The following is a 17569-nucleotide window of genomic DNA, read 5'->3' on the forward strand; positions in this document are numbered from 1 at the left end:
CGTACTCGTCCATCTCGTTGATCACGTTGTTCGCCGAACCGCGGTCGACGGTGTTGTCGTCAGCACGCAGGCTGCGGTCCGCGCCCGAATCGGGCACCTGCTTGACGAGTACGACGATGTTCATCGCGCTTCGACGACCCTCCTGTTGGTGTTGCGATCGCTCGCCCGGTCTGGGGCGCAGCCTCGCGCGTCCGTTGACGCCGGTCAACCGCGCGGTGCTGTGCAGTTGCCCACGGCGCAATGTTACCTGCCAGTAGCATCCGCCTCCGGCAACCTCAGGGTGACACAGCTCACGAACGGCCCCGCGGGCGGGTAATCTGACGAATCGGGAGGTGTCACGAAATGTCAGAAAAGGCCAGCGAAGGTCGTCCCGACGTCCCGCGGCACCGCTGCCGCCGAACGCGGCCCGAGGCGTACCGGTGCGCCTGCGGCCGGCTCCGCGACCGCTGCGTCCGGGCCACCGTCCGGGCGCTCTGGTCGCCGACCCGGCTCACGCCGGCTGATCGAGCGCGTCCCGGATCCGCTCGATGACCGCCGCCTCGGCCGGGGCCACCCCCCGGTGCGCGGCGGCCACCCGCTCGGCAGCGGACAGCACGACCTCGCGGTAGCCCGCCACGTCCCCGGGCGACTTCTCCCGCAGAATCCGCACGGAACTGCCCAGCGCCGGCAGCACCACCGCCTCGATCTCCAGCGCCGAGTCCCGGGGCAACTTCGGCAGCGGACCGCTGGTCAGCGCCTCCTTCACCACCCCGCTGCTGTCGGCCATCGCACCGGAGGCGGCGAAGCTCTCCCGGAACAGGGCGAGCATCCCCGGATCCGCGTTGGCCACCAGGAACACCGCCCCGAACGCGCCCGTCTTGAGGGTCAGCCGTTCCTCGGCCGTCAACCGCTGCTCCATGATCACGGAGTGTAGACGTACGGGGTGGTGGTCGTGACCGGGACGAGACCGAGCCGCTCCAGGATCGGCCGGCTGTCGTCGGACGCGTCCACCTGCAGCAGCGTCCGGCCGCGCTGGGCCGCCAGCCGGGCCCGATGGCCGACCAGCGCGCGGTAGATGCCCCGGCGGCGCCACGGCGCCAGCGTCGAACCGCCCCACAGCGTGGCGAACCCCGTCCCCGGCACGTACCGCACCCAACCCGCGCTCACCACCTCGTCGCCCGCCTCGGCCACCACCACGGTGATCGACTGCGGGTCGGCGGCGATCTCCTTCTCCAGGGCGATCGCCAGGTGACTGCGGTCGGAGTTCCAGACCGCCTCCTCCATCGCCACGATCCGGTCCAGGTCCGCCCGGGCGGTCACCTCGCGCAGGCGTACGCCCTCGGGGACGACCGGAAGCGCGGCGGCGAGCGGCGCGACCAGCCCGATCACCACGGTCTCCCGCTCCTCCGGCACGAATCCCGCCGCGCGCAGCCGGTCCGGCAGGTCCGCCGGCTCGTCGTGGCCGTGCAGCTTCCACTCGACCGACTCGCCGCGCGCCCGGAAGATCTCCACCTGCCGGGCGATCAGCGCGTCCAGCGCCGCGCCACTGAGCCCGCCGAGGTCGCGGTAGGTGAGGAAACCGCCGTGGTCGAGGCCGAAGATGCGGATCAGCGGGCCGTCCCGTTCCACCGCCACCCCGGCCGGCAACTGGTCGGGCACCAGCGCCCGCAACTGGTCGTCGTAGGTCTTCCGCAGCGTCGTCACGTCAAGATCCGTCACCGCACCAGGCTACGACCGGACGGAAACGGATAATAGCCACGTGTGGCAGGCGATCAGGCGATGGTTCGACCCGCGCGAACTGCGCGCGGTCGGCAGCACCCCCGACTACCGGTTCTCGCTGGCCAACGAGCGGACCTTCCTGGCCTGGCTGCGTACCGGGCTGGCGCTGGTCGCGGGTGGACTGGCCGCCGCGCAGTTCCTGCCGCCGCTGCCGCTGGCGCACCTGCGCGAGGCGATCGCCGTCGCACTGCTGCTGCTGGGCGGCACGGTCGCCGTGCGGGCGGTCGACCACTGGGCGCGTACGGAGCGGGCCATCCGGCTCGGCGAGGAACTGCCCGCCTCGCGCTTCCCGGCGGTGCTCGCCCTCGCCGTCGGCCTCGGCGCGCTGCTGCTGGTCGCGGCCGTGCTGGCCCGGGCGGTCGGCGGCCCGTGAGCCACCTGACGGAGCCGCCACGGCGGGACCGGCCCGCGCGCGACCCCGGGCTGCAACCCGAGCGGACCCGGCTGGCCTGGCGGCGTACGGCGCTGGCGCTGACCGTGATCATGGTGCTGACCGTGCGGCTCGCGCTCACCGGCCCGGCCGCCGACGGGACGCTCGGCGCGCTGGTCGCCGGGGTCGCCGTGCTGGGCTGGGGCGCGGCACTGGCGGTCTGCTGGCGGCGGGCCACCGGCACCGGTCCGTTCCCCGGCTACGGGCGGTCGCTGCCCCTGGTCGCCCTCGCCACGGCCGGCTTCGCGCTGCTCGGCACCCTCCTGGCGGCGAGCGGCCTGGGTTGACGGGGCCCGGTGCGCCATGATTGACGCATGGCCCGGTTCTACGTCCTCCTCTTCGTCGTGCAGATCGTCCTCGCCGTCTGCGCGCTGATCAGCTGCCTCTCCGCCGAGGAGGGCGAGATCAAAGCCCTGCCCCGGATCGCCTGGGTGCTGATCATCCTGTTCTTCCCGCTGCTCGGCTCCCTCGCCTGGTTCGCCGCCGGGCGCGAGCGCGTCCCCGGGCAGCTCGCCGGCGGAACGCCGAAGAGCCGGATCCTGCCGCCCCGGGAGCGGCCCCGCCCGGTCGCCCCCGACGACGACCCCGAGTTCCTCCGCTCGCTCGGCGAGCGCTCCCGGCGCGAGGACGGCGAGCTGTTCCGCCGCTGGGAGGAGGACCTGCGCCGCCGCGAGGACGAGATGCGCCGCCGCGACGGCGAGCCGCCGCGCGAGGAGGACCGGCCCGAGGGGTCCACGCCCGCGTCCTGAGCCCGCGGCCGTCGCCGGCCTCCCGGCGACGGCCGCGGGCCCGGCTCAGGCCAGGTTCGACGAGCGGGGGTACGCGTCGGCCGGGTCGGTGAGCACGTTGACCAGGTACGGCACGCCGGCGTCGAACGCCCGCCGCAGCGCCGGGCCGAGGTCGCCCGCCTGCGCCACCGTCTCGCCGGCCCCGCCGAGGGCACTCACGACGTGGTCGTAGCGCAGCTCCGGCTGGAGGTCGGCGGCGACGTCGTAGCCGTACATGGCGCGCATCGGGTGCTTCTCCAGCCCCCAGATGCCGTTGTTGCCGACCACGATCACCACCGGCAGCTTCTGCCGGGCGAGGGACTCCACGTCCATCAGCGAGAAGCCGGCCGCGCCGTCGCCCATGAGGACACAGATCTGCCGGTCGGGGTGGCTGACCCGGGCGCCCATCGCGTAGCCCATGCCGGTGCCCAGGCAGCCGTACGGGCCGGGGTCGAGCCACGTGCCGGGCTGCGCGGGCTCCAGGTAGCGGCCGGCGTACGAGACGAAGTCGCCGCCGTCGCCGATGGTGATGGCGTCGCGGGCCAGCACCTTGCGCAGCTCGCCGTAGACCCGGGCGGGCCGGATCGGGTCCGTCTCGGCGGACATCTCCTCGGCGTCGCGGGCCTTCGCGGCGTCCTCGGCGGTACGCAGCTCGGCGATCCAGTCGGCGTGGTCGGCCCGGTCGCCCGGGTGGTCGGCCAGGGCGGTGAGGATCAGCCGGAGGTCGCCGGCGGGGGCGGCGGCCGGCTGCACGTGCGCGGCCCGCTGGCTGGGCGCGTCGACGATGTGCACCACCTGGGCGTCGCCGAAGTCGCCGAAGCTGAGCCGGAAGTCGAGGGGGGTGCCGATCACCACGACCACGTCGGCGCCCCGCAGCGCCACGCGACGGGCCTTGGCGAAGGCGAGCGGGTGCTCCGGCGGCAGCGCGCCCCGACCCATCCCGTTGGTGAAGACCGGCACCTGGAGCGACTCGGCGGCGGCCCGCAGGGCGTCGACCGCGTCCCCGGCATAGACGTCGGAGCCGGCGATGATCACCGGGCGGCTCGCGGCGGCGACCAGGCCGGCCGCCTTCGCCACCTCGTCGGGGTCGGGCTCGACCGGCGCGATGCCCGGCAGCGCGGGCAGCTCGGCGTCGGAGACCGAGAAGACCGCCTCGAGGGGGAAGTCGAGGAAGACCGGGCCCCGGTGCGGGGTGAGCGCGGCGGTCAGCGCCGCGGTCACCGCGCGCGGGATGTCGTCAGGGCTGAACACCGTCTCGGCGTGCTTGGTGACGGGGGCGACCAGCGGCAGGTGGTCCATCTCCTGGAGGCTGCCCGAGCCCCAGCGGAACTGCGGGGCCCGGCCGCCCAGCACCAGCACCGGGGAGGCGTTGAAGTACGCGCTCGTCAGCCCGGAGATGCCGTTGGTGACGCCGGGGCCGGCGGTGAGCACGGCGAGGCCGGGTCGGCGCTGGAGCTTCGCCACCGCCTCGGCGGCGAAGACCGCCGACTGCTCGTGCCGTACGTCGTAGAGGGGGAAGCCGGTCTTGTGCGCGGCGTCGTAGAGCGGAAAGACGTGCCCGCCGGAGAGGGTGAACATCTCCCGCACCCCGTACGCACGCAGCGCCGCGAGTGCGAGCTCCCCGCCGTGACCTTCGATCCGCTCCGTCATCGCCGCTCTTCCCTTCGTCCGCATGGCCGGAGTCACACGCTACTCACCGGTAGGCGGAATGTGAACAGTTCTCGACTCGATGCCTGGGCCGGCGGGTCACCCCGCCGGCCCGGGGCCGGTCAACGACCGGTGAAGTCCGGCTTGCGCTTCGCCACGAACGCCGCCATGCCCTCTCGCCGGTCGTCGGTGGCGAACAGCGCCGCGAAGAGCTGGCTCTCCCAGGCCAGGCCGGAGTTCAGGTCCATGTCCAGACCGGCGTCGACGGCGAGCTTGGCGGCGCGCAGGGCCTGCACCGGGCCGGTGAGGTACGGGCGGACCAGCTCGACCGCGGTGTCGTAGACCTCGGCCGCCGGGGCGACCCGGTCGGCCAGGCCGATCCGCAGGGCCTCCTGGGCGTCGACCATCCGGCCGGACATGATCAGGTCCTTGGCACGGGCCGGGCCGACCAGGCGGGCCAGCCGCTGGGTGCCGCCCGCGCCGGGGATGATGCCGAGCTTGATCTCCGGCTGCCCGAGCTTGGCGTCCTCGGCCACCACCCGCCAGTCGCATGCCAACGCCAGCTCGCAGCCGCCGCCGAGGGCGTAGCCGGTGATCGCGGCGACGACCGGCTTGGGGATCCGGGAGATCGCGCCGAGCGCGCTGGACAGGCCAGCCGCCCGGTCCGCCATGTCCACGTAGGACATATCGGCCATCTCCTTGATGTCCGCGCCGGCCGCGAAGACCTTCTCCCCGCCGTACACGATGACGGCACGGACGCCCGGGTCGGTGGTGGCCGCCGCGGCGGCGGCGCGCAACTCCTCCTGCACCTGGGTGTTCAGGGCGTTCATCGGCGGCCGCTCCAGCCGGATGGTGCCGATGCCGTCCTTGGTCTCCAACCGCACGAACTCGCCCACGCTGGCCCTCACTTCCTCGTCGAAGTCGCGTGCCAACCTTACGGCCCGGATCGTTGGGGTAAGTACTGTGGTCTCAGGCCCGCCACCGGGAGTACCGCCATGATCACGTACTACGACGACAGGTCCGTGCAGGTCACCTCGACCGCCGTCCGGGTGGACGGCCGGACCTTCCGGCTGGCCGACATCAGCATGGTCTGGCACCAACGCGGCAGCCGGTCCTGGCGGGTGCTCGTCGGACGCGGCGCGATCGGCGCGGCGCTCGCCGGCCCCCTGGTCGCCGCCGCCCTCGGCATCGCGCTGGCGCTCTGGCTGGACCGCTCCCTCACCGTCACCATCGCCATCGTCGGCACCTCGGTGCTGATCGGGCTCGCGGTCGGCCCGGTCGCCGACTTCCTCTTCGAGCACCTCGACCGCTCGTACGCCCGGGGCAGCCGGCAGCTGGAGATCTGGGCCCGCTGGCGCGGCCAGCCGGTGCGCCTGCTGTGCACCGGCGACGCGCTGCGCTTCGGTCAGATCTACCGGGCGGTGCAGCGGGCCGTCGAGGCGGGCCAGCCCGTGTCGCCCCGCCGCCGCTAGAACCTGATCGGCCCGTCCGGCAGCATGCCCAGGCCGCGCAGCAGTCCGAACAGGTCCTGCTCGCCCCAGAACTGCACGATCCGGCCACCGGCCAGCCGGTACATCTTGCAGGCGCTCTGCACCGCCGTCGCGCCGGTGGCGTCCCGCCGGTAGGTCTGCGCCAGCGACACCACCACGCGGTCGCCAGCCGCGAAGATCTCGACGATCTCCTGATCGAGCACCGTCAGCCCCGGGGAGGTGACGGCCCCCTCGACGTGCTGCCGCCCCCGGACCGGCGTGCCGGAACCGTAGATCAGCACGTCCTCGTCGACCACCGCGCGCAACTCCGCCAGGTCCTTCGTGACGAAGGTCCGCAGGTAGCGGCGGACCACCTCGACGTTGCGCTCCTGCTCCGTCATGACCGGTCACGGTACCGCCCCGGGCCGTCCTTGGCGGCCCGGGCCGCCAGGGACGTCCGGGCCGCCCTGGACGACGCGCTGGCGACGCGGGCCTTGAGGCCCCTCGTCGGGCAAGATGGCCTGCCGCCCGCGCTGTCGAGCTGCCCCGCCCGACGGGGCAGGCGCGCCAGTCGGCCCCCGGCTCGCACGCCCCGGGCGGTCCCATGAACGGGGCAGCTCGACAGCTGCCCGGCCGGGGCCGGCTCCGGGGACCAACTCCGGGGTCGCTCGGACACCCTTGCGGTGACGTTCCAACGCCTTGCGGTTGGCGCCGGTCCGGAGAACGGATCGAGGCGGATCCAGGCGCACCCGTCGCGCGGCAGCGGCGGATGCGCCTCGCGCGTCCTTTCGAGCTGATGACGTAAACGACTCAGCCGGTCCGGCATCGGGACGAGCGCCAGCGACCCAGAGGGCGATGTCATAGACGATTCAGCTCCATAGGGCCGACGCGACACCATCTCCGCCCGACATGACCCCGCCGGGCACCACCTCCGCCCGGCGAGACCCGCCCGACGCCACCTCCGCCGGAGCGGGCGGCGCGAGCGGCGCGACCCGCCCCGCAGTGGTTAGGCTTAGTGATGACCATCTATTACCGGGACGACGCGGTGCAGGTGACGTCGGAGTCGATCCGGGCCGGGGGCCACGCCGTGGCGATCGCCGACGTGACGTACGTCTGGCATGCGCAGGGGCCGAAGACGCTGGCGGTACGGGGGCGGGTGCTGGGGCGCGGCGTCCTGGTCCTGCTCCTCTCGCTGCCTCCCCTGGTCGCGGTGGTCTGCGTGCTCTCGCTGGCCTGGTCGGCGCAGGACCGGGGCGAGTGGCAGCTGGCGCTGATCATTCTTGCCGCGTGCGTGGTCGGCGCGCTGGCCCTCGCCCCCTTCCTGGAGATCCCGCTCGGCTGGCTCGACCGCTCCTATGAGCGGGGCAGCAAGGTGCACGAGCTCTGGGTCCAGCACCACGGCCGGGAGGTGCTGCTGCTGCGCACCCCGGACGCGCTGCGGTTCGGGCAGATCTACCGGGCGGTGCAGCGCGCGGTCGAGCAGTACACCGACTCCTGACCCCGCTCCCGCCGCCCTGTCCGGCGGTGCGGGCGCGGGCGACGCACACTTGGTGCCATGGTGATTCCCCTCCCCCGGCCCGCCGCGGTCGTCGGTCTGACCCGCTCCGCCCTCGACCAGGCCCTCGGCTCGGCGGCCTCGTTCGCCGCCGTGCCGGCCCGCGCGTTCGCCGTGCTGGACTCGGTGGAGGCCCTGCTGAAGCGGGTCGACGGCGTGGTGGACCGCATCGACGGTGTGGTGGACCGGATCGAGCAGACCCTCGACCGCACCGACCGGGTGCTCACCGACGCCGAGGGCGCGGTACGGGAGGTGGCCGTCATCAGCGCCGCCGCGACCACCGCGATCGAGACGGCCACCGAGGTGGCGGCCGCCGCGGCCGTCGTGGTCGGCGAGGCGGAGAAGGTGTCCCGTACGGCCGGCGCGGTGGTCGCCGAGGCCGACGCGGTGGCCGTACGGGCCGCCGGCACCGTGGGCACCGCAGCGGAGGCGGCGGCCACCGCCGCGGAGCTGCTGACGGCGTACGAGCCGGCGCTGCGCCGGGGCGCTCCGATGGCGAACCGCTTCGTCGAGCAGCTCAGCCACGAGGAGGTGAACGCCGCGATCCGGCTCGTCGACGAGCTGCCGAAGCTCAAGCAGCACCTGACCGCGGACATCCTGCCGATTCTGGCCACCCTGGACCGGGTCGGCCCGGACCTGCACGACCTGCTCGACGTCACCCGCGACCTGAAGCTCGCCGTCGCCGGTATCCCCGGGCTGGGCATGCTCCGCCGCCGGGGCGAGAAGCTCACCGACGACGCCGAGGCGTGACCGCCGCGCACCGTCGCGGATCGTCGCGCTGATCCTGTCGGACGGACTCCCCCGGGTGGTGGGTCGACCGGATCAGGCGGGGACGTACAGCTCGTCGATCTCGGCCCGGGTGGGCAGCGCGACGGAGGCGCCGAGTCGGCGGGCGCAGGCCGCCCCGGCCGCCGCCGCCCAGCGCACCGCGTCGACCACGTCCCGGCCCTCGCCCCAGGCCACGGCGAGCGCGGCGGTGAAGGCGTCCCCGGCGGCCGTGGAGTCCACCACGTCGACCTTGACCGCCGGCACGTGCACGGCGGTGCCGTCCCGGTCCCCGTACCAGGCGCCCTCCGCGCCGAGGGTGAGCACCGCCCGGGGCGCCAGGTCGAGCAGAGCCGACGGCTCGTCCCGGCCGCGCCCGGTGAGCGCCTGTGCCTCGGTCTCGTTGACCACCAGCAGGTCGGTCGCCGCCAGCAGCTCCGGCGGCACCGGCACGGCCGGGGCGGCGTTGAGCACCACCCGGGTGCCGGCCGCCCGGGCGACGACGGCCGCCTCGGTCACCGTCGCGACCGGGATCTCCAGCTGCGCGAGCAGCACGTCCGCCCCGCGTACGGCGGTCAGCTCGGGCTCGGTCAGGCCGGTCATCGAGGCGTTGGCCCCCGGGCTGACCAGGATCGCGTTCTCGCCCTCGGCGTTGACCATCACCAGCGCCACGCCCGACGTGCCGTACGTCGTGCGGAGCTGCCCGGTGTCGACCCCGGCGGCGGTGATCCGCGCCCGCAGGGTGACGCCGAACGAGTCGGAGCCGATCGCCCCGAGGAACGCGCAGGAGGCGCCGGCCCGGGCGGCGGCGACAGCCTGGTTGGCGCCCTTGCCGCCGGGCACCATGACGAAGTCGGTGCCGAGCAGGGTCTCCCCCGGCCGGGGCAGGGCGGAGGCGGTGCCCACCAGGTCCATGTTGGCGCTGCCCACCACGACGACCCGGGTCTGCCGCATCGCCACCTCCTCGCCGCCGGGTTGCGCTGCGGCGAAGTCTAGGACCCCGGCCGGTGGCTGTCGTCCGGGCCGGGGCGTCGGTCAGGCGGCGCGGGCGGTGAACCGGTCGCCGGAGCGCTCGACCACCAGCGGCAGCCCGAAGGTCTTGGAGAGGTTGTCCCCGGTCAGCGTGTCGTCGAGGAGCCCCTGCGCCACCACGCCGCCCTCGCGCAGCAGCAGCGCGTGGGTGAAGCCGGGCGGGATCTCCTCCACGTGGTGGGTCACCAGCACCATCGCCGGGGCGTCCGGGTCGTACGCCAGCTCGGCCAGCCGGGCGACCAGGTCCTCGCGCCCGCCCAGGTCGAGCCCGGCGGCGGGCTCGTCGAGCAGCAGCAGCTCCGGGTCCGTCATCAGCGCACGGGCGATCTGCACCCGCTTGCGCTCCCCCTCGGAGAGGGTGCCGTAGGCGCGTTCGGCGAGGCCGCCGATGCCGAGCTGACCCAGCAGGGCGCGGGCCCGGGCCTCGTCGCTGCTGTCGTAGCTCTCCCGCCAGCGACCGAGCACCGACCAGGCGGCCGTGACGACGACGTCGCTGACCCGCTCCTCGGCGGGCACCCGCTCGGCGAGGGCGGCGGTGGAGAGCCCGATGCGGGTCCGCAGCTCGTTGACGTCGGTGCGGCCGATCCGCTCGCCGAGCACGTGGGCGGTGCCGGTGGTCGGGTGCAGCCGCCCGGCGGCGAGGTTGAGCAGGGTCGTCTTTCCCGCGCCGTTCGGCCCGAGCACCACCCAGCGCTCGTCCAACTCGACCCGCCAGTCGACGTCGTGCAGCAGTGCCGTGCCAGCCCGGCGTACGCCGACGCCGTCGAGGCTGACCACCAGATCCTCGTCCCCAGTCACCCGACCATCCAACCACGCAACGCGGGGCGCCCCCCACGGGCGGCGCCCCGGCCATAGGGTGGGGCGCCGTGTCGTTGGTCACCACAAGCGGAGGACGGTCCATGCCCGGTCGGAGCAGGGAGCCGCGCGGATGAGCGCGGTCATCGAGATCGAGGGGCTGCGCAAGACCTTCCACAGCGTGCGGCAGGGCCGCCGGGTGGCGGTGGACGGCTTCGACCTGCTGGTGGAGGCCGGCCAGATCCACGGCTTCCTCGGCCCCAACGGGTCGGGCAAGACCACCACGCTGCGCGCCCTGCTCGGGCTGGTGCGGGCCGACGCGGGTCGGATGACGGTGCTGGGCGTCCCCTCGCCGGACGGGCTGCCCCTGGTGGCCGGGCGGGTCGGCGCGATCGTGGAGAGCCCGCAGTTCTTCGGCAACTTCACCGGCCACCGCACCCTGCGCCTGCTCGCCCGGGCCGGCGGCGTGCCGGTCGCCCGGGTCGACGAGGTGCTGGAGCAGGTGGGCCTGCGGGACCGGGGCGACGAGCGGGTCAAGGGCTACTCGCTGGGCATGAAGCAGCGGCTGGCGGTGGCGTCCGCCCTGCTCAAGGACCCGGAGCTGCTGATCCTGGACGAGCCGGCGAACGGCCTGGACCCGGCCGGCATCCGGGAGATGCGGGACCTGATGCGCTCGCTGGCGGAGGCGGGCGTGACCGTACTGGTCTCCAGCCACATCCTGGCCGAGATCCAGCTGATCTGCGACCACGTGACGATCATCTCGCGGGGCCGGCGGGTGGCCGCCGGGCGCGTCGACGAGGTGCTGGCCGGCTTCGACCGGCACGAGCTGCTGGTGCGGGTGGACGATCCGGAGCGGGCCGTGGAGCTGCTGACGGCCGCCGGGCTGGCGGCGACCGGGCACGACGACCACCTGGTGGTGGCCGACGTGGACGACGCCACCGAGGTCAGCCGCACCCTCGGCGAGGCGGGCCTCTGGGTGCGCGAGCTGACCCCGCTGCGGCCCGACCTGGAGAGCGCCTTCCTCGAACTGACCGGCCCGGCGGCGCACCCGACGCTGCCCCGGCAGGTGGACGACTCGGTGCTGCCCGACGGCGGGCCCTCCGAACCGGTGATCGACCTCGACGAGCGGGGAGTGGACGCGTGAACCTGGTCCGTGCCGAGCTGGAGCGTCTCGGCGCCCGGCGCTTCGTGCAGCTCATGCTCGTCCTGCTGGTGCTCGCGTTCGGCGTCACGGCGGCGACCACCCTGGCGAGCTCCCACCGGCCCACCGCCCAGGAGGTCTTCGACGCCCAGCAGTCCGCCGCCGCGGCGCGCAGCGAACTGGAGCGCACCCACCAGCTCTGCCTGGACCGGCAGCGCGGCGTCGTGCAGGCGGACGACGTGCAGGAGTACGTCCCCGACGACTGCAGCGAGGTCGACCCGGCTCTGGCGGAGCGGGCGCCCGTGGCGTCCGACTACCTCGCCGGGGTGTTCACCTTCGCCGAGGAGGCCAAGCCGCTGCTCTACTTCCTCATCGCCTTCCTCGCGCTCTTCGGCTTCCTGGTCGGCGCCTCCTACATCGGCGCCGACCTGAACTCCGGTGGCGTGGTCAACCTGCTGCTCTGGCGTCCCCGGCGGATGACCGTGCTCGGCACCAAGCTGGGCACGCTGCTCGGCGGGACGGCGCTGCTGTCCGTGCTGGCCTCGGCGGCGTACCTCGGGACGTTCTGGCTGATCGCGCAGGTCGCCGGGCGGCCGGGGCGGCTCGACGGGGAGTTCTGGGGCTCGCTGGGCGCGAACTGGGGGCGCGGCATGCTGCTGGTGCTGCTGCTCACCGTGGTCGGGTTCGCCGTCGCCACCCTGGGCCGGCACACCTCGGCGGCGCTCGGCGCGATCGCCGGCTACCTGGTGGTGTGGGAGCTGGGCGCCCGGCTGGTGATGGAGATCCTGGAGGTCGTCAAGGTGGACCGGTACATGCTCTCCAGCTACGCCGCCGCCCTGCTCAACGGCCGGGTCGAGTTCTGGGACTACCGGGCGTGCGACAACGGGGTCTCCAACTCCTGCAACGGCCTCTACGTGGTGACCTGGCAGCCGGCGCTGGTGTTGCTGCTCGGGCTGACCGGCGCGTTGGTCGCCGCCGCCTTTGTGGCGTTCCGCCGCCGCGACCTGATGTGACGCCCGGCCGCCGTCGACGATGCGGGCGCGAGCGCGGCAGGACCTTGCAGCATCCCGGACCGCGATGAAATATTCCTTCACATGACGCCGGACCGCCGCCGACCTCGCCGACCCTGGTCGGCGGGGTCCGGCGCGCGGTCCGCGCCGGCGGGCGGCCGGCCCCGGTCAGCCGACGGTCGAGCCGAAGACCTCGTCGCGGACGGCGTCCAGCGCGGTACGCAGCGCACCCCGCAGGATCGGCTCCTCGGTCAGTCCGGTCGGCACGACCCGGGGACGGACCAGCGTGATCGCCGCGACCTCGTGCTGCACGCGCTCGGCCAGCGCCGCCCCGCCGGCCTGGCCGACCTCGCCGGCGAGCACCACCAGCGGCGGGTCCAGCACCACGCAGGTGCTCGCCACGCCCAGCGCCAGCCGGCGGGCCACCTCGTCGAGCATGGGACCGCCCGCCGTGCCGTCGGCCACCGCCGCCCGTACCGCCACCGCGCCGCTGTCGTCCGGGTAGCCGTGCGCGCGGGCCAGGTCGCGGACCGCGTCCGCGCCGATCAGCTGCTGGAACGCCGGCTTCGCCCGGCGGGACACGTCACGCGGGATGGGCGCCCCGGGCACCGGCAGGTAGCCGATCTCGCCGGCGGCGCCGCTGCTGCCGTGGTGCAGCCGGCCGCCCAGCACGATCGCCAGGCCGACGCCGGCGCCGACCCAGACCAGCACGAAGTCCGTCAGTCCCTGGGCCGCGCCCGACTGCGCCTCGGCGACGGCGGCCAGGTTCACGTCGTTCTCGAAGACCACCGGGGTGTGCAGGTCGTCCCGGAGCGCGGCCAGCAGACCGGTGTGCCAACGGGGCAGGTTGAAGGCGAACGTGATGTCGCCCGTCCCCGGGTCGACGAGGCCCGGGGTGCCCAGCACGATCCGCCGTACGCTCGACAGCTGCGCCCCGGCGCTGCTCGCGGCCTGGACGACCGCGTTGTGCACCACCCCGACGGGGTCGTCGGTGTCGCGGACCGACTGCTCGACGCGGCCGATCACCGCCCCGGTGATGTCCGCGCAGGCGGCCACCACCCGGTCGGCGCCCACGTCCACCCCGACCACGTGCGCGCTGCCGGGCCGCACGGCGTAGAGCTGGGCGTTGGGCCCCCGCCCGCCGGCCTGCTCGCCGACCCGCGTGACGAGGCCCCGCTCCTCCAGCCGCTCGACGAGCTGGGACGCGGTGACCTTGGACAACCCGGTCAGCTCGCCGAGCCGGGCCCGGGTCAGTGGCCCCCGCTCCAGCAGCAGCTCCAACGCCGCGCGGTCGTTCAGCGCCCGCAACAGGCGGGGGGTGCCGGGCAGCCGGGTCGCACTCATGCCACGTCCTCTAGTTTTGGTAAACCTTGCTAACTGTAAACCGACCTGCGAGCGGGTAGCCGACAGCGTATCGGCCGCCCGGGAGCGGGGTGGTCGGCCGACCCGGTACGTCACCGACCCCCGCCGGTACGACTTCCGTGCCGCGGGGACGAAAGGGGAAGATCACGTGGGGCTGGATCCAGGACTGCGCCGGCTCGCGCTCGGCACGCTGCTCGCCGCGTACCCGGGGCCGGTTCCTCCCGGCTGGGCGGTCGACCTGGTCGCCGAGGGGCTCGCGGGGCACACCCTGTTCGGCACCAACGTCCACGACCCGGGGCAGGTGGCGGCGAGCACCGCCGCCCTGCGGGCCGGCCGCCCGGACGTGCTGATCGCGATCGACGAGGAGGGCGGCGACGTCACCCGGCTGGCGCACGCCACCGGCAGCCCGTACCCGGGCAACGCGGCGCTCGGCGCGATCGACGAGGTGGCGCTGACCCGCCGCGTCTACGAGGCCATCGGCGCGGAGCTGGCCGCCCTCGGCGTCACCGTCAACCTCGCGCCGACCGTGGACGTGAACACCGCCGACGAGAACCCGGTGATCGGCACCCGCTCGTTCGGCGCCGACCCGGCCCGGGTCGCCGCGCACTCCGCCGCCGCCGTCACCGGCCTCCAGGCCGCCGGGGTCGCCGCCTGCGCCAAGCACTTCCCGGGCCACGGCGCGACGGTCGCCGACTCCCACCACGAACTGCCCACCGTGGACGTGCCGCTCGACGTGCTGCGCCGGCGCGACCTGCCGCCGTTCGCCGCTGTCGTCGAGGCCGGCGCGCGGGCCGTCATGACCGCGCACATCCGGGTGCCGGCGCTGACCGGCGACGGCCCCGCCACGTTCAGCCGGGCGGTCCTGGTCGACCTGCTCCGCGGCGAGTACGGCTTCACCGGCACCGTCATCACCGACGCGCTGGAGATGAAGGGCGCCGCGGTGGCCGCCGGCGGGGTCGGCCCGGCCGCCGTCCGGGCCCTGGCCGCCGGTGCCGACCTGCTGTGCATCGGCGCCCAGGTCGACGCCGAGCTGGTCGAGCGGGTGGTCGCGGAGATCGTCGGCGCGCTCGGCGACGGCCGCCTGGACCGCTCGCGGGTGGAGGAGGCGGCCGGCCGCGCCGCCGCGCTCGCCGCCTGGACCCGGACCGCCGGCACGACGCCGGCCGCCCCCGACGGACTCGGGTACGCCGCGGCGCGGCGCGCCGTGCGGGTGGAGGGGGAGCTGACCGGCCTGGACCGCCCGCTGATCGTCCAGTTGCACGCCGCGTCGACCATCGCCGAGGGGCGGGTGCCGTGGGGCCTCGGCCCGCACCTGGACGGCACGGAGGAGCTGCGGGTGGTCGCCACCGAGACCGGGCCGGCCGCCCTGCGCCAGCTCGCCGGGGACCGGCCGATCGTGCTGGTCGGCCGCCATCTGCACCGGCTGCCGGGCGGCGCGGACCTGGTGACCGCGCTGGCCGCCGAGCACCCGGTGACCGTGGTCGAGATGGGCTGGCCCTCCCGGTGGCGTCCGGCCGGCGTACGGGCGTTCGTCACCACGTACGGCGCGAGCCACGCCTGCGGCCGCGCGGCCGCCGAGGTGCTCGGCCTGACCGGCTGACGCGGGCACCGGGGGTACGCGCCGGCAGGTGGCGGTCACTCACGGGCGGGCCCGGCCGCTTCGACCGGGCCCGGCCGGGGTATGCGACAGCATGACCGCCACCGACCCATGGCACCGGGCCCTGGCCGACCTCGTGTCCCGGTCCCACCGGCTGCCCCCGGACGAGCTCGCCGCCACAGTCGACGCCGCGCTCGGGCCGTTGGGCGTGACGGCGACCGTGTACCTGGTCGACGCCGAGCAGCACGGCCTGCGCCCGCTGCCCGGGACGAGGCGGGCGGCGCCGGAGGTGCTGCCGATCGACACCAGCCTCGCGGGGCGGGCCTTCACCCAGGTCGAGGTGCACGCGGGGCAGGGGCCACCGCCCCGGCTGTGGGTCCCGATCGTCAACGGCACCGACCGGCTGGGACTGCTGGAGGTGTTTCCGCCGGCCGACGCCGACCTCGCCGACGAGGCGCTACGGGACGGCTGCCGGCTCGTCTCCGGGCTCGTCGGCCACCTGGTCACCAGCAAGAGGGACTACGGGGACGCCCTGCACCGGGTGCGGCGCAGCCGGCCGATGGGGGTCTCCGCCGAGCTGCTCTGGAACCTGCTCCCGCCGCTGACCTTCGCCACCTCGGAGGCGGTGGTCAGCGCCCTGCTCGAGCCCTGCTACGAGGTCGGCGGCGACGCCTTCGACTACGCGGTGCACGGCGGAACCCTGACGCTGGCGATCCTCGACGGGGTCGGGCACGGCCTGCCGGCGGTGCTCACCACCTCGGTGGCGCTGGCGGCGCTGCGGGCGGCCCGGCGTACCGGCTCCGACCTGCCCGGCCTGGTCCGGGCGGTGGACGCCGCGATCGCCGGCCAGTGGGACGACGCGCGGTTCGTCACCGCCGTGCTCGCCGAGTTCGACACCGGCTCCGGAACGCTGCGGTACGTCAACGCGGGACACCCGCCGCCGGTGCTGCTGCGCCGGGGACGGGCCGTGCAGGGGCTGACCGGGGGCCGCCGGCTCCCGCTCGGCCTGCCCGACGGCCGCGTCGAGGTGGCGCGGACCCGGTTGGAGCCCGGTGACCGGCTGCTGCTGTACACGGACGGAGTCACCGAGGCGCGCGACGCGGCGGGCGAGATGTTCGGGCTCTCCCGCCTGGCGGATCTCGCCGAGCGGCACATCGGTTCCGGTCGCCCGGCGGCGGAGACGCTGCGCCGCCTCAGTCACGCGGTGACGGAACACCAGGGCGGGACGCACCAGGACGACGCGACCCTGCTACTGGTCGAGTGGTCCGCCGCCGCGGCGGCGAACTCGGAGCCCTGAGTCAGTCCAGCCCGCGCCATCCCCGCGCGACGGATTCGTCGGCGTCGGAGTCGACGAGCCCGAGCAGGGTGCCGACCCCGGTGATCCGAAGGACCCGCGCCACGCCCGGCTGCGGGCCGGTCACCCGCATCGTCACGTCGCGCTCGCGGCCCACGGAGACGCCGTGCACCAGGACGCGTACGCCGCTGGAGTCCAGGAACCGCAGGTCGGCCAGGTCGACGACGACCTCCCGGACGCCGGGTCGGCGCAGCGCCTCGGTGAGCGTCGCCTCGAACTCGCCAGCGGTGGCCATGTCGATCTCACCGGCCGGGCGTAGGACCACCTGGCCCGGCTCCGTGTTCCGCTCACCCCGGTCCATGGCCGCCTCACCGTCGAAGGTCGCGCCGGCACCGGCGCGACTCGACCTTACCGACCCCCGCCGGACCGGACCACGCCGACGGTCACGACGCCCCTCTTGAACGTGTTCAAGAAGTCGCCTACGCTGAGGCGACAATATTTGAACACGTTCAAGAGGGGCGTCGGCGATGGATACAAAGGTCTGGATGTACCTGGTCTACCTGGCGATCAGCATCGGGCTGACCGTCTGGGTGGCCCGGGCGCTGTCGCGCAACGGGCTGGTCTTCCTGGAGGAGGTCTTCGCCGACGAACGGCTGGCCAAGGCCGTCAACAGCCTGCTCGTCGTCGGCTTCTACCTGCTCAACCTCGGCTACGTCACGGTGGCCATGAAGCACCCCGACCCGGTCGGGTCCACCGCCCAGGCCATGGAGGAGCTGTCCCTCAAGATCGGCCTGGTGCTGCTGGTGCTCGGCGCGCTGCACTTCTTCAACGTCTTCGCGCTCGGCCGGTACCGCCGTGGTCGGCTGCGCCAGTTCGCCACCCATCCGCCGCTCGCCCCGGTCGGCCGACTGCCGATGCCGCCCGCGCCCCGCGGCCCGCACCCGGCT

The 17569-nt window shown here is 74.6% G+C and carries 20 protein-coding genes and 1 pseudogene; 11 read left to right on the forward strand and 10 right to left on the reverse strand.

Going from position 1 to position 17569, the window contains the following annotated elements:
- From F6X68_RS19350 to F6X68_RS19360, 3 genes and pseudogenes are all read right to left on the reverse strand, one after another.
- Nucleotides 1-124, reverse strand: a pseudogene (locus F6X68_RS19350) (electron transfer flavoprotein subunit beta); the annotation flags it as partial.
- Between the two features lie 366 nt (nucleotides 125-490).
- Nucleotides 491-898 carry a hypothetical protein gene (locus F6X68_RS19355; protein WP_151455617.1) on the reverse strand — a complete coding sequence of 136 codons (408 nt, stop codon included), beginning with the start codon at nucleotides 896-898 and terminating at the stop codon, nucleotides 491-493.
- A 2-nt stretch (nucleotides 899-900) separates the two neighbouring features.
- Complete coding sequence (locus F6X68_RS19360; RefSeq protein WP_151455618.1) at nucleotides 901-1698, reverse strand: GNAT family N-acetyltransferase; 798 nt, start codon at nucleotides 1696-1698, stop codon at nucleotides 901-903.
- A 40-nt stretch (nucleotides 1699-1738) separates the two neighbouring features.
- Here F6X68_RS19360 and F6X68_RS19365 point away from each other — a divergent pair, with 40 nt between their 5' ends.
- Genes F6X68_RS19365 through F6X68_RS19375 form a run of 3 tightly spaced genes read left to right on the forward strand, consistent with a single transcriptional unit; the run spans nucleotide 1739 to nucleotide 2937 of the window.
- Entirely contained in the window at nucleotides 1739-2131 is a 393-nt protein-coding gene (locus F6X68_RS19365; RefSeq protein WP_151455619.1) for a YidH family protein, read from the forward strand.
- A complete protein-coding gene (locus F6X68_RS19370) occupies nucleotides 2128-2475 on the forward strand; it encodes a DUF202 domain-containing protein (RefSeq protein ID WP_225852308.1) in 348 nt (115 codons plus the stop codon). The genes F6X68_RS19365 and F6X68_RS19370 overlap by 4 nt, the downstream gene beginning before the upstream one ends.
- A 27-nt stretch (nucleotides 2476-2502) precedes the next feature.
- Nucleotides 2503-2937 (forward strand): PLD nuclease N-terminal domain-containing protein, encoded by a 435-nt coding sequence (locus F6X68_RS19375; protein WP_151455620.1) that lies wholly within the window; start codon nucleotides 2503-2505, stop codon nucleotides 2935-2937.
- Between the two features lie 45 nt (nucleotides 2938-2982).
- On the opposite strand, the gene F6X68_RS19380 is transcribed toward F6X68_RS19375, so the two are convergent.
- Nucleotides 2983-4605 (reverse strand): acetolactate synthase, encoded by a 1623-nt coding sequence (locus F6X68_RS19380; protein ID WP_151455621.1) that lies wholly within the window; start codon nucleotides 4603-4605, stop codon nucleotides 2983-2985.
- Between the two features lie 119 nt (nucleotides 4606-4724).
- Complete coding sequence (locus F6X68_RS19385) at nucleotides 4725-5498, reverse strand: enoyl-CoA hydratase/isomerase family protein (protein WP_151455622.1); 774 nt, start codon at nucleotides 5496-5498, stop codon at nucleotides 4725-4727.
- A 99-nt stretch (nucleotides 5499-5597) separates the two neighbouring features.
- Between F6X68_RS19385 and F6X68_RS19390 the strand changes: the two genes are divergently transcribed.
- Nucleotides 5598-6074 carry a DUF6232 family protein gene (locus tag F6X68_RS19390; RefSeq protein ID WP_151455623.1) on the forward strand — a complete coding sequence of 159 codons (477 nt, stop codon included), beginning with the start codon at nucleotides 5598-5600 and terminating at the stop codon, nucleotides 6072-6074.
- On the opposite strand, the gene F6X68_RS19395 is transcribed toward F6X68_RS19390, so the two are convergent.
- On the reverse strand, nucleotides 6071-6472 hold the full coding sequence (locus tag F6X68_RS19395) for a nuclear transport factor 2 family protein (protein ID WP_225852309.1): 402 nt from the start codon (nucleotides 6470-6472) through the stop codon (nucleotides 6071-6073). The two genes, F6X68_RS19390 and F6X68_RS19395, sit on opposite strands and share 4 nt — an antisense overlap.
- Nucleotides 6473-7089: 617 nt before the next feature.
- On the opposite strand from F6X68_RS19395, the gene F6X68_RS19400 reads away from it, so the two are divergent.
- On the forward strand, nucleotides 7090-7569 hold the full coding sequence (locus F6X68_RS19400) for a DUF6232 family protein (RefSeq protein ID WP_132240829.1): 480 nt from the start codon (nucleotides 7090-7092) through the stop codon (nucleotides 7567-7569).
- Between the two features lie 57 nt (nucleotides 7570-7626).
- Entirely contained in the window at nucleotides 7627-8376 is a 750-nt protein-coding gene (locus tag F6X68_RS19405; protein WP_132240830.1) for a hypothetical protein, read from the forward strand.
- Between the two features lie 72 nt (nucleotides 8377-8448).
- On the opposite strand, the gene F6X68_RS19410 is transcribed toward F6X68_RS19405, so the two are convergent.
- Together F6X68_RS19410 and F6X68_RS19415 are read right to left on the reverse strand one after the other, a co-directional pair.
- The gene (locus F6X68_RS19410) at nucleotides 8449-9345 is read right to left on the reverse strand and encodes a ribokinase (protein WP_151455624.1); all 897 of its coding nucleotides are present in this window, start codon (nucleotides 9343-9345) and stop codon (nucleotides 8449-8451) included.
- Between the two features lie 81 nt (nucleotides 9346-9426).
- Nucleotides 9427-10221, reverse strand: a complete 795-nt coding sequence (locus F6X68_RS19415) for an ABC transporter ATP-binding protein (protein ID WP_225852310.1) — start codon at nucleotides 10219-10221, stop codon at nucleotides 9427-9429.
- 130 nt (nucleotides 10222-10351) lie between these two features.
- Between F6X68_RS19415 and F6X68_RS19420 the strand changes: the two genes are divergently transcribed.
- Nucleotides 10352-11362, forward strand: a complete 1011-nt coding sequence (locus F6X68_RS19420) for an ABC transporter ATP-binding protein (RefSeq protein WP_151455626.1) — start codon at nucleotides 10352-10354, stop codon at nucleotides 11360-11362.
- Nucleotides 11359-12372: an ABC transporter permease subunit gene (locus tag F6X68_RS19425; RefSeq protein ID WP_151455627.1), complete on the forward strand. Its 1014-nt coding sequence runs from the start codon at nucleotides 11359-11361 to the stop codon at nucleotides 12370-12372. Before F6X68_RS19420 ends, F6X68_RS19425 begins: the two co-directional genes overlap by 4 nt.
- Before the next feature lie 165 nt (nucleotides 12373-12537).
- On the opposite strand, the gene F6X68_RS19430 is transcribed toward F6X68_RS19425, so the two are convergent.
- Nucleotides 12538-13713 carry an ROK family transcriptional regulator gene (locus F6X68_RS19430; RefSeq protein WP_151455628.1) on the reverse strand — a complete coding sequence of 392 codons (1176 nt, stop codon included), beginning with the start codon at nucleotides 13711-13713 and terminating at the stop codon, nucleotides 12538-12540.
- A 166-nt stretch (nucleotides 13714-13879) separates the two neighbouring features.
- On the opposite strand from F6X68_RS19430, the gene F6X68_RS19435 reads away from it, so the two are divergent.
- Together F6X68_RS19435 and F6X68_RS19440 are read left to right on the forward strand one after the other, a co-directional pair.
- A complete protein-coding gene (locus F6X68_RS19435; protein WP_151455629.1) occupies nucleotides 13880-15331 on the forward strand; it encodes a glycoside hydrolase family 3 protein in 1452 nt (483 codons plus the stop codon).
- A gap of 91 nt (nucleotides 15332-15422) precedes the next feature.
- Nucleotides 15423-16625 (forward strand): PP2C family protein-serine/threonine phosphatase, encoded by a 1203-nt coding sequence (locus F6X68_RS19440; RefSeq protein WP_151455630.1) that lies wholly within the window; start codon nucleotides 15423-15425, stop codon nucleotides 16623-16625.
- A 1-nt stretch (nucleotide 16626) separates the two neighbouring features.
- Here the strand turns inward: F6X68_RS19440 and F6X68_RS19445 are convergent, their stop codons facing one another.
- Complete coding sequence (locus F6X68_RS19445; protein WP_151455631.1) at nucleotides 16627-16983, reverse strand: STAS domain-containing protein; 357 nt, start codon at nucleotides 16981-16983, stop codon at nucleotides 16627-16629.
- Between the two features lie 166 nt (nucleotides 16984-17149).
- Here F6X68_RS19445 and F6X68_RS19450 point away from each other — a divergent pair.
- Nucleotides 17150-17569: hypothetical protein (locus tag F6X68_RS19450; RefSeq protein ID WP_151455632.1), on the forward strand; the 420-nt coding region annotated here is incomplete at its 3' end.

This window comes from Micromonospora sp. AMSO12t, assembly GCF_008806585.1.
Classification (GTDB): domain Bacteria; phylum Actinomycetota; class Actinomycetes; order Mycobacteriales; family Micromonosporaceae; genus Micromonospora; species Micromonospora reichwaldensis.